A 12,020-nucleotide genomic window follows, 5' to 3' on the forward strand; every position below is an offset into this window, starting at 1 on the left:
CGCGTCCGAAAATAACGGTCTTACTTTCACGGATTCAGCCTTGTCGTTCGACGCAGGCACCGTGCTATGTTCCTTCTCTTTCTCGACTGCCTCAGGGATGCCTTATGTCGCATGCAAGCACGCTTCTTCCAGGTTTCATGGTTGTTCACGGCAACCGTTTGGATGAGCTGCGAAGCCTGGTCGTGAGCTGGATGCGGCGTTATCCCCTGGCCCCTCTGGAAAACGAGATCGTCCTGGTGCAGAGCAACGGCATCGCCCAGTGGCTGAAGCTCGCTCTGGCTGAAGACCCTGAAGAAGACGACACGGGCGGCAGCGGTATCGCAGCAGCTATCGAGGTTCAACTCCCCGGCAGCTTCATGTGGCAGCTCTATCGAAAGGTTCTGGGCCGCGAAGAAATTCCGGAAACGTCGCTCCTCGACAAAGCCCCGCTGACCTGGCGCCTGATGCGCCTGCTCCCCGAGCTGATCCATCAACCCCACTTCGAACCGCTGCAGCGCTTCCTTCTCGATGACAGCGACCTGCGCAAGCGCTATCAATTGGCCGAACGCCTGGCCGACCTGTTCGACCAATATCAGGTCTATCGCGCCGACTGGCTAAAAGAGTGGGCCGCCGGTCGCCATGTGATGATCAATGCTCGCGGTGAGTCGCGCCCGCTGTCCCCGGCCAATTGCTGGCAGGCTGAGCTTTGGCGAGCATTGTTGCTGGATGTTGGCGAAGCTGGAATGGCGCAAAGCCGCGCCGGCGTGCATCAGCGCTTTATCGAGCGCATCAACGGTTTGGCGCAGGCCCCGGCCGGGCTGCCATCCCGCGTCATCGTCTTCGGTATTTCTTCCCTGCCGGCCCAGGCCCTCGAGGCGTTGGCCGGCCTGGCTCGCTTCAGTCAGGTGTTGCTCTGTGTGCATAACCCTTGTCGCCACCATTGGGCCGATATCGTTGCCGACAAGGACCTGCTCCGCCACCAGTACAAGCGCCAGCAGCGCAAGCAAGGCATGGCCGGCCCGATCGATGCGCAAAGCCTGCACCAGCATGCTCACCCGTTGCTCGCCGCCTGGGGCAAGCAGGGGCGCGACTACATCAACCTGCTCGACAGTTACGATGACCCGTCCAGTTACCGCACCGCCTTCAGCGATGGTCGCATCGACCTGTTCAGTGAAGACGAGCCCCAGCACCTGCTCGGCCAATTGCAGGACGACATTCTCGAACTGCGCCCCCTGAACGAAACCCGCGAGCTTTGGCCCGACGTCGACCCGGCAAAAGACCGTTCCGTGCGCTTCCATATCGCCCACAGCGCCCAGCGCGAAGTAGAGATTCTCCACGACCAGTTACTCGCCCGCTTCAGCGCCGACCCCGGTTTGCGCCCGCGCGATGTGATCGTCATGGTTCCGGACATCAACGCCTACGCCCCTCACATCCGGGCGGTATTTGGCCAGCTCGATCGCGGCGAAACCCGCTACATCCCGTTCACCCTCACCGACCAGGGCCAACGCGGTCGCGACCCGTTGCTGATCGCCCTGGAACACCTGCTCAAACTACCCGACAGCCGCTTCCCGGTCAGCGAAATCCTCGATCTGCTCGACGTGCCGGCCTTGCGCGCCCGCTTCGCCATCAAGGAAAGCGACCTGCCGACCCTGCATCGCTGGATCGAAGGCGCCGGCGTACGTTGGGGCCTGAATGCCGAGCAGCGTGCCGGCCTCGGTTTACCGGATGACCTGGAACAGAACAGTTGGCGTTTCGGCCTGCGTCGGATGTTGCTGGGCTATGCGGTGGGAGCGGGCGAGAGTTGCGACGGCATTGAGCCGTACGACGAAATCGGCGGCCTCGACGCCGCGTTGATTGGCCCGCTGGTTGCCTTGCTCGACGCTCTGGAAGTGGCCCACGCCGAACTGTCCCGTCCCGCCCCCGCAGCGCAATGGGGCGAGCGCCTCAACGCCCTGTTGCAGGTGTTTTTCCTGGCTGAAAGCGAGCATGACGACTACCTGCTGGTCCAGTTGCAGACCCTTTGCGATACCTGGCTGGGGACTTGTGAATCGGTCGGTCTGCAAGACCTGCTGCCGCTCACAGTGGTCCGCGAAGCCTGGTTGGCCGGTCTGGATCAAGGCCGCCTTTCGCAGCGTTTCCTCGCAGGTTCAGTGAACTTCTGCACCCTGATGCCGATGCGCGCGATTCCATTCAAGGTGGTGTGCCTGCTGGGCATGAACGACGGTGACTACCCCCGTGCCCAGCCTCCACTGGATTTCGACCTGATGGGCAGCGACTACCGCCCTGGCGACCGTTCCCGTCGCGAGGACGATCGCTACCTGCTGCTCGAAGCGCTGCTGTCGGCCCGGGCGCAGCTTTACGTCAGTTGGGTCGGTCGCAGCATTCGTGACAACAGCGATCGCCCGGCGTCGGTGTTGATTGGCCAACTGCGCGACCACATTGCCGCGGGTTGGCGACTCAAAGGCGCCGCCAGCGACAGCAAGCACAACGCCGGCGAACAACTCCTGCACAAGCTCACCACCGAACATCCGTTGCAGCCTTTCAGTGCCCGTTACTACCACCGCGGCAGCGACCTGTTCAGCTACGCCCGCGAGTGGCGCAGCCTGCACCTGCCGGCTGATGCCGCAGCGCCGGAGCACGATCAACTTGAGCGCTATGAACCCGACGAACCGCTGACCCTGTCGCTGCTTCAGGACTTTGTTCGGCACCCGGTCCGGCACTTTTTCAGACATCGGCTGAAGGTGTTCTTCGAGGCGGTCGAAGCGCCACTGGCCGATGATGAACCCTTCGTGCTCGATGCCCTGCAACGCTACAGCCTGAGCGAAAGCCTGCTCAACGCTGCGTTGGTCGATCCCGCGCAAAGCGATGCGGCGTTGCTCGGTCAGGCGCATCGCTTGCAAGGCAGCGGCCTGTTGCCGCTGGCCGGTTTTGGCGAGTGCCTGCGCGAAGAACTGATTGAACCGCTACCGGACCTGCTGCAGCGCCACCGCCAGTTGTTGCAACAGTGGCCGACCCGCATCGACAGCGCCTTGCCGATTCGTTTCGAGGCCGGCGCGCTCAAGCTCGAAGGCTGGCTTGGTCGTGTCCAGCAACGTGCCGACCAGGCGCTGCTGAGCATCACCACCTTGCCCAACGGCATCAGCAGTGGTCGCTCGCTGAAGTGGCATCGCTTGACGGCCACCTGGGTCATGCACCTTGCCGCCTGCGCGGTAGGCCATTCGCTGCACAGCGCCGTGGTCGCCACCGACATCACGCTGATGCTGGAGCCTCTGCCGCAAGAGGAGGCAGCCGAGCTGCTGACCCACCTGCTGCTGTCGCGTCAGACCGGCATGAATGCGCCGCTGCCAGTAGCGATCAAGACCGCCTTTGCCTGGCTCGCCCAACACGAGAAAGACCCGGAACGGGCCTTGGCCGACGCCGCCAAAACCTACGATGGCGACGGCCAGCGAGACGGCGAACGCAGCGAGAGCGCGGCGCTGCTGCGTCAGTTCAGTGATTTCGCGGCGATGACTGCGAGCGAAGAATTCGAGGGCTGGTGCGAAGCCCTGTACAAGCCGATGTTCGAAGCTAAATGGCAGACACTGGCCAGTGAAGAGGTGCGTCCATGAGCGTTGCAGTAACCCAGGCGCCACTGGCGTTGACCTTTCCCCTGCATGGCAGCCAGTTGATCGAAGCCAGTGCTGGCACCGGCAAGACATTCACCATTTCCGCCCTGTACCTGCGCCTGGTGCTCGGCCACGGTGGTGAGCAGGGCTTTGGTCGCGAACTGTTGCCGCCGCAGATTCTGGTGGTGACCTTCACCGATGCCGCGACCAAGGAGCTGCGTGAGCGAATCCGCATCCGTCTGGCCGAGGCGGCGCGGTTCTTCCGCGGTGACCTGGCCGAAGCGGACCCGCTGCTCGCCCAACTGCGCGAGCAATACGATCCTGCCCATTGGCCTACCTGCGCCAATCGCCTGGAAGTCGCTGCGCAGTGGATGGACGAGGCGGCCGTCTCGACCATCCACAGTTGGTGCCAGCGGATGCTGCGCGAGCACGCCTTCGACAGCGGCAGCCTGTTCACCCAGACACTGGAAACCGACCACAGCGAATTGCTCGGCCAGGTCATGCGCGATTACTGGCGGCGTTTCTGCTACGGCATGGAAGGCGAGGCGCTGGCTTGGGTGCGTAACAACTGGGGCAACCCGGACGACCTGCTGCCGCGGGTACGCGCACTGTTTGGCCGGCATGCCGGAGAGGTGCGCACGCAAGAGCCGCAAGAGGTCATCGCCGACGTGCTGCGCCAACGTGCCGAGCAGTTGCGCGAACTGAAAGCGCCTTGGGCGCAATGGTCGGATGAACTGCTGCAACTCTGCCGCGAGGGCGTGAAGGCCAAGCAGGTCAACGGCAGCATGATCCAGGAACGCTACTTCAAACCCTGGTGCGAGAAGCTGCGCAACTGGGCCGAGGACGAGCAGGCGCAAGAGCTGGATATCGGCACCGGTTTCACCCGCCTGACCCCGGAAGGCGTGGCGGTCGCCTGGAAAGTCGACCCGCCGAGTCACCCGGCACTGGAGGCCATGGTCGCTTTGCGCGAGCAACTGCAAAGCCTGCCGACGCCGGACGCGCAACTGCTCGAACACGCTGCCGCCTGGGTCTCTCAGCGCTTTGAACAAGAGAAGCGCCGCCGCGCGGAAATGGGCTTCGACGACATGTTGCAACGCCTCGACAGCGCCCTGAGCGGGCCTGCCGGCGAGCGACTGGCCGGGTTGATCCGCGAGCAGTTTCCGGTCGCGCTGATCGATGAATTCCAGGACACCGATCCGGTGCAGTACCGCATCTTCGAGTGCATCTACCGCATCGAAGAAAACGTGCGGGATACCGGCCTGTTCTTGATCGGCGACCCGAAGCAGGCGATCTACGCCTTCCGCGGCGCCGACATTTTCACCTACCTCGGCGCCCGCCGCGCCACCACCGGGCGCCTGCACAGCCTCGACACCAACTTCCGCTCCACCCAGTCGATGGTCACCGCGGTCAATCATGTGTTCGAGCAGGCCGAGCAGCGTTCTGTCGGCCGTGGTGCCTTCCTGTTTCGCGACAAGGATGGCGACAACCCGGTGCCCTTCGTTTCGGTGCATGCGCGTGGGCACAAAGAGCAGTTGCAGGTCGATGGCGAGGCGGTGCCGGCGCTGAACCTGTGGCACCTGGCGAGCGATGAGCCGGTGTCGAACACCCTCTACCGGCAGAAGATGGCCGCGAGTTGCGCGAGCCTTATCGTCAGCTTGCTCAACGGCGGGCAGCAGGGCCGCAGCGGCTTCGCCCAGGGCGAGCAATTGCGTGGCTGCCAGCCATCGGATATCGCCATCCTTGTGCGCGATGGCCGTGAGGCGCAGCTTGTTCGCGCTGAACTGGCGGCGCGCGGCGTGCGCAGCGTGTACCTCTCGGACAAGGATTCGGTCTTCGCCGCCCAGGAAGCCCGCGACCTGCTGGCCTGGCTCAAGGCCTGCGCCGAGCCGGACAACGAGCGCCTGCTCAAGGCGGCGCTGGCCAGCGGCACCCTCGCTCAGCCACTGCGCGAACTGGCGCGACTGAACGAAGACGAAATGCGTTGGGAAGGCCGGGTCATGCAGTTCCGTCAGTACCGGCTGATCTGGCGAGTCCAGGGCGTGCTGCCAATGCTGCGACGCCTGCTGCACGACTTCGAGCTACCCCAGGTGCTGATCGGCCGCACCGATGGCGAACGGGTGCTGACCAACCTGCTGCACCTCGCCGAGCTACTGCAGCAGGCCGCCACTGAACTGGATGGCGAGCAGGCGCTGATCCGTCATCTGGGCGAGCATCTCGCTGCGTCCGGGCAAGCGGGCGAGGAACAGATCCTGCGCCTGGAAAGCGACGAGCAACTGGTCAAGGTGGTGACCATCCACAAATCCAAGGGTCTGGAGTACGAACTGGTGTTCCTGCCGTTCATCTGCACCGCCAAGCCGGTGGATGGCAAGCGCCTGCCGCTGGGTTGGCACGACGAAAACGGCGCTGCGCACGTGACCCTGAGCCCTACCGATGAGCAGATTGCCAAGGCCGATGACGAGCGACTCGCCGAAGACCTTCGCCTGTTCTATGTCGCCCTGACCCGAGCACGGCACGCCTGCTGGCTGGGTGTGGCCGACCTCAAGCGCGGCACCGGCAAAGACTCGCTGCTGCACCGCAGCGCCCTCGGTTATCTGTTGGGCGGCGGCCAGCGGCTGGCGGAGTCCGCGGCGCTGACGAGCTGGCTCGGTGCCCTGCAAAAGGACTGCGACGCCATCCACAGCCAGGCGCTGCCGGAGGCCAACGAACAGCTCTACGTCGCCCCCCGGCAGACCGCCGAATTGCTTGCCGCGCGCGAGCCCAAGCGCCGCGCTGCCGAGAACTGGTGGATCGCCTCCTACAGTGCCCTGCGCATCGGCGAGGATGCTTTGGAGCTGGACGCCGATGTGCCCCAGGCCCAGCAATTGCTCGATGACGAACGTCCTGATCCGAATGCCCTGCGCGAAGTCGCGGCGATCGCCGGGGACATCCACCGCTTCCCGCGCGGCCCCAATCCCGGCACCTTCCTCCACGGACTGCTGGAGTGGGCTGGGCAGCAAGGTTTCGCACGGGTGGCCGCCGCGCCGCAAGAACTGCGCGAGATGGTTGGCCAGCGCTGCAACCGCCGCGACTGGAAAGGCTGGATCAACACCCTGAGTGACTGGTTGCAGCACCTGTTGCAGTCGCCGCTGCGGCTGGGTGACGACAGCGCGCCGGTGGCCCTTGGTGGGCTGAGCCAGTACCAGATCGAGATGGAATTCTGGTTCGCCAGTCATCGCGTCGATGTGCTGCGTCTGGACCGGCTGGTGGCCCAGCATACCCACCAGGGCACCTCGCGCCCGGCCGCGCAGGCGGCGTTGCTCAACGGCATGTTCAAGGGCTTCATCGACCTGGTGTTCGAGCACGAGGGCCGCTATTACGTGGCCGACTACAAGTCCAACTGGCTTGGCCCTGATGACCTGGCCTACAGCGAAGCGGCCATGGAGTCGGCGATTCTCGAACACCGCTACGACCTGCAATACGTGCTCTACCTGCTGGCCCTGCACCGGCAATTGCGCGCGCGCCTGCCCGACTACGACTACGACCAGCACGTTGGCGGCGCTGTGTATATCTTCCTGCGCGGTGCGCACTCATCGACTCAGGGCGTGTATTTCGCCAAGCCGCCGCGGGCGCTGATCGAGCAACTCGACGCGCTGTTCCGCGGTGTTCCGCAGGTGACGCAGCAGGACCTGTTCTCGGGAGAAGTCCAATGATCCGCACGTTCAACGATTTGCTGCCGACACCGCTGGACGCCGAGCACCTGGCATCCCTCGCGCCCTTGAGCGATAGCGCCGACCTGCTGGCGTTGCTCGATCGCTGGGTTGAGCGAGGCTGGCTGCGGGCGCTGGACCGCGCCTTCGTCGGTTTCCTGCGTGAGCGGGAGCCGGGCGGCGATCCGCTGGTGCTGTTGGCCGCGGCCTTGGCCAGCCATCAATTGGGGCACGGCCATGTATGCCTGGACCTGGAAAAGACCCTCGCCGAACCGGACTTCGCCCTGTCGCTGCCGCCGGAAGGCGATGCCTTGGCCGGGCCGCTGTTGCTGCCTTCGCAACTGCTCGAACGACTCACCGGCGACACCTGGCTGGAGCGCCTGGAACGCAGCACGCTGGTGGCGGCGGGCGACCAGCCGCAGCACACGTCGAGACCGCTGGTATTGAGCGGCGGGCGACTCTACCTGCGCCGTTACTGGACCTACGAACGGCAGATCGACGACGCCCTGCGCCAGCGGCTACAGCAGACCGAAGCGACGCCCACGGACCTGCGTGCGCGCCTCGACAACCTGTTCAAGGACGGCGCAGAAGCCGGGCAGATCGACTGGCAGAAACTCGCCTGCGCCCTGGCCACCCGTGCGGCGTTCAGCATCATCACTGGCGGCCCCGGCACTGGCAAAACCACCACCGTGGTGCGTTTGCTGGCGTTGTTGCAGGCGCCGGCGGTGGAGGCCGGGCGTCCGCTGCGGATTCGTCTCGCAGCGCCCACCGGCAAGGCCGCGGCGCGCCTGACGGAGTCCATCGGTCAGCAGGTCGAGCGGTTGTCGGTGAGCGCAGACGTGCGGGCGCAGATTCCCTGCGACGTCTCCACCGTGCACCGTCTGCTGGGCAGTCGGCCCAACTCGCGGCACTTCCGTCATCATGCCGGCAACCCGCTGCCGCTGGATGTGCTGGTGGTGGACGAAGCGTCGATGATCGACCTGGAAATGATGGCCAACCTGCTGGCGGCAATGCCGGAAAATGCCCGGCTGATCCTGCTGGGCGACAAGGACCAGCTGGCCTCCGTGGAGGCCGGCGCGGTGCTCGGCGACCTGTGCCGCGACGCCGAGGAGGGCCGTTACAGTGACGAGACTCAAGCCTGGCTGGAGCAGGTCAGCGGCGAGTCGCTGAGCGCCAGCGGCCTGCAGGCAGGAGATGCCGGGCGTTATCCGCTGGCGCAACAAGTGGTGATGTTGCGGCGCTCGCGGCGCTTTGGCGAAGGCAGCGGTATTGGCCAGTTGGCGCGTTTGGTCAATCGCCAGTTGGCGAGCGATGCGCGCGCCCTGCTGCGCGAAGGGCAATACGCCGACGTGTTCGGCCTGACCCTGCGCGGCGAACAGGATCGTGCCCTCGACAAGCTGGTACTCGACGGCCTGGAGCGCGGGCCGAAAGGGCCGCTGGGCTACCGCGATTATTTGCACGCCATCCGCCAGGGCCGTCCGGCGGCGGACCTGCCGGCTGATGATCCGCGCTGGAGCGAGTGGGCGCTTGAGGTATTGAAAGCCTTCGAACGCTTCCAGTTGCTCTGCGCTGTGCGCAAAGGGCCTTGGGGTGTGGAAGGGCTCAATCAGCGCGTCAGCCGGGTGCTGACCGCTGCCGGCCTGATCGACGGCGACCAGCCCTGGTACGAAGGCCGTCCTGTGCTGGTGACCCGCAATGACTACGGCCTGAACCTGATGAACGGCGATATCGGTATCGCCCTGCGGGTGCCGGACGGCCAATCCGAGATCGCGCCGCTGCGGGTGGCTTTCCCGCGCAACGATGGCCGCGGCGGTGTGCGCTTCGTGTTGCCGAGTCGCCTCAGCGAGGTGGAAACCGTCTACGCGATGACCGTGCACAAATCCCAGGGCTCGGAGTTCGCCCACACCGCGCTGGTGCTGCCGGATGCGCTGAACCCGGTGCTGACCAAGGAACTGATCTACACCGGGATCACCCGGGCCCGGGACTGGTTCAGCCTGATCGAACCGCGCCAGGGTGTGCTGGAAGAGGCGGTGGGCAGAAAGGTGAAGCGGATTTCGGGGTTGATGCTGGAAACGGTGTAGGCCGCCTCGTGACGGTTCGGTGCCTCTTTCATCAGCGATGAGGCACGGCCGTCACTCCGGAAACACCATCTCCCGCGATTCCCCCATCAACAGCGGCCTGTTCTTCTCCGTCACATCCCTGATGTAATCCCACAACAACGTAATCCGCTTCAACTTGCGCAAATCCTCCCGGCAGTACATCCAGAACTGCCGGGTAACGCTCACTTCGTCCGGCAGCACCGGCACCAGTCGCGGGTCCTGGGCGGCGAGGAAGCAGGGCAGGATGGCCAGGCCGCGGCCCTGCTGGGCGGCGACGTACTGGGCGATGACGCTGGTGCTGCGCAGGTGCGCGGTGGCGTTGGGCAGCAGGTTGTTGAGGTAAAGCAACTCGGAACTGAACGCCAGGTCGTCGACATAGCTGATGAACGGGTGCTCGCCCAGGTCGCTGCTGCGCCGGATTGGCGGGTGGCGGTCGAGGTAGTCCTGGGTCGCGTACAGGCGCAGGCGGTAGTCGCACAGTTTGCAGCACACGTACGGGCCATGTTCCGGGCGCTCCAGGGCGATGACGATATCGGCCTCGCGCTTGGACAGGCTGATGAAGTGCGGCAGCGGCAGGATGTCCACCGAGATGGCCGGCCAGGTGTCGACGAAGTGGCTCAGTTGCGGGGTGATGAAGAAGCTGCCGAAGCCTTCGGTACAACCCATGCGCACATGCCCGGAAAGGGCCACGCCGGAGCCGGAGACCTGTTCGCAGGCCATGTGCAGCGTGCTTTCGATCGACTCGGCGTAGCTCAGCAGGCGTTGTCCTTCGGTGGTGAGGACGAAGCCGTTGGTCCGGGATTTTTCGAACAGCAAGGTGCCCAGCGCCTGCTCCAGCGAACTGATGCGCCGCGACACGGTGGTGTAATCCACATTCAGGCGCTTGGCCGCGCTGCTGGCCTTGCGGGTCCGCGCCACTTCAAGAAAGAACTTCAGGTCATCCCAGTTCAGTGAACCCAGGGAGGTGATGTTTTTTTGCATGTTGGACCGGCTTTTATGTGCGTTTTTGTTGGAAGTTTGCACATCTATACTCGAAAACAGCCCAGGCCCCAAGCCCCGTCGCGGCTGCCGCGCCGGCAATTCTCTCGCTAAAAACAATTTCCAGGAGAAGCCTCATGAACGCATCCCTCACCCCCGGCCAGACCAAGGTCGACCAGGTCCGCCTGCTGATCGACGGCCAATGGGTCGAATCGAAAACCAGCGAGTGGCGTGACGTGGTCAACCCGGCCACCCAGGAAGTCCTGGCCCGCGTCCCCTTCGCCACCGCCGAAGAGCTGGATGCTGCCGTGGCCGCCGCGCAACGCGCCTTCAAGACCTGGAAAGACACGCCGATCGGCGCGCGGATGCGCATCATGCTGCGTCTGCAGGCGCTGATCCGCGAACACTCCAAGCGCATCGCCGTGACCCTCAGCGCCGAGCAGGGCAAGACCATCGCCGATGCCGAGGGCGACATCTTCCGCGGCCTGGAAGTGGTGGAGCATGCGTGCAGCATTGGCACCCTGCAAATGGGCGAGTTCGCCGAGAACGTCGCCGGTGGCGTCGACACCTACACCCTGCGCCAGCCGATCGGCGTCTGCGCCGGCATCACCCCGTTCAACTTCCCGGCGATGATCCCGCTGTGGATGTTCCCGATGGCCATCGTCTGCGGCAACACCTTCGTCCTCAAACCGTCCGAGCAGGATCCGCTGTCGACCATGCTGCTGGTGGAACTGGCAATCGAGGCCGGTGTGCCGGCCGGCGTGCTCAACGTCGTGCACGGCGGCAAGCAGGTGGTGGATGGCCTGTGCACTCACAGCGATATCAAGGCGGTGTCTTTCGTGGGTTCCACCGAAGTCGGCACTCACGTGTACGACCTGGCCGGCAAGCACGGCAAGCGCGTGCAATCGATGATGGGCGCGAAAAACCATGCGGTGATCCTGCCCGACGCCAACCGTACCCAGACCCTCAACGCCCTGGCGGGTGCCGCGTTCGGTGCGGCCGGCCAGCGTTGCATGGCGACCTCGGTGGCGGTGTTCGTCGGCAAGTCCCGCGAGTGGCTGCCGGAGCTGAAAGCGCTGGCATCGAAACTCAAGGTCAATGCCGGCAGCGAGCCGGGCACCGATGTCGGTCCGGTGATTTCCAAGCGTGCCAAGGAGCGTGTGCTGGGCCTGATCGAGAGCGGTATTCGCGAAGGCGCCACCCTGGAGCTGGACGGTCGTGACGTGAAGGTGCCGGGCTACGAGAACGGCAACTTCGTCGGCCCGACCCTGTTCTCCGGGGTGACCACCGACATGCAGATCTACACCCAGGAAATCTTCGGCCCGGTGCTGGTGACGCTGGAAGTCGACACCCTCGACGAAGCCATCGCCCTGGTCAACCGCAACCCCTTCGGCAACGGCACTGGCCTGTTTACCCAGAGCGGTGCGGCGGCGCGCAAGTTCCAGTCTGAAATCGATGTCGGCCAGGTCGGTATCAACATCCCGATTCCAGTGCCGGTTCCGTACTTCAGCTTCACCGGTTCGCGCGGCTCCAAGCTGGGCGACCTCGGTCCTTACGGCAAGCAAGTGGTGCAGTTCTACACTCAGACCAAGACCGTCACCGCCCGCTGGTTCGATGACGACAGCGTCAACGATGGCGTGAACACCACCATCAGCCTGCGCTAAGGAGTTGAT

Annotated in this window: 5 protein-coding genes; 4 read left to right on the plus strand and 1 reads right to left on the minus strand. The window is 64.6% G+C overall.

The genetic code is table 11. The features are described from left to right. The first annotated feature begins 104 nt into the window (after positions 1-104). The 3 genes from recC to recD are packed head-to-tail and all read left to right on the plus strand — an operon-like array spanning position 105 to position 9,351. Complete coding sequence (recC, locus tag NTD88_RS18080; RefSeq protein ID WP_262154120.1) at positions 105-3,587, plus strand: exodeoxyribonuclease V subunit gamma; 3,483 nt, start codon at positions 105-107, stop codon at positions 3,585-3,587. Then, positions 3,584-7,273: an exodeoxyribonuclease V subunit beta gene (gene recB, locus NTD88_RS18085; RefSeq protein WP_262154119.1), complete on the plus strand. Its 3,690-nt coding sequence runs from the start codon at positions 3,584-3,586 to the stop codon at positions 7,271-7,273. Before recC ends, recB begins: the two co-directional genes overlap by 4 nt. Then, positions 7,270-9,351, plus strand: coding sequence for an exodeoxyribonuclease V subunit alpha (gene recD / locus NTD88_RS18090; RefSeq protein ID WP_262129696.1), 2,082 nt, complete (start codon positions 7,270-7,272; stop codon positions 9,349-9,351). Before recB ends, recD begins: the two co-directional genes overlap by 4 nt. 51 nt (positions 9,352-9,402) lie before the next feature. On the opposite strand, the gene NTD88_RS18095 is transcribed toward recD, so the two are convergent. Further along, positions 9,403-10,350: a LysR family transcriptional regulator gene (locus NTD88_RS18095; RefSeq protein ID WP_095159943.1), complete on the minus strand. Its 948-nt coding sequence runs from the start codon at positions 10,348-10,350 to the stop codon at positions 9,403-9,405. Between the two features lie 134 nt (positions 10,351-10,484). On the opposite strand from NTD88_RS18095, the gene NTD88_RS18100 reads away from it, so the two are divergent. After that, the gene (locus NTD88_RS18100) at positions 10,485-12,011 is read left to right on the plus strand and encodes a CoA-acylating methylmalonate-semialdehyde dehydrogenase (protein ID WP_095159942.1); all 1,527 of its coding nucleotides are present in this window, start codon (positions 10,485-10,487) and stop codon (positions 12,009-12,011) included. Positions 12,012-12,020 lie beyond the last annotated feature (9 nt).

It is taken from the genome of Pseudomonas sp. 20P_3.2_Bac5, assembly GCF_025466035.1.
Lineage (GTDB): Bacteria > Pseudomonadota > Gammaproteobacteria > Pseudomonadales > Pseudomonadaceae > Aquipseudomonas.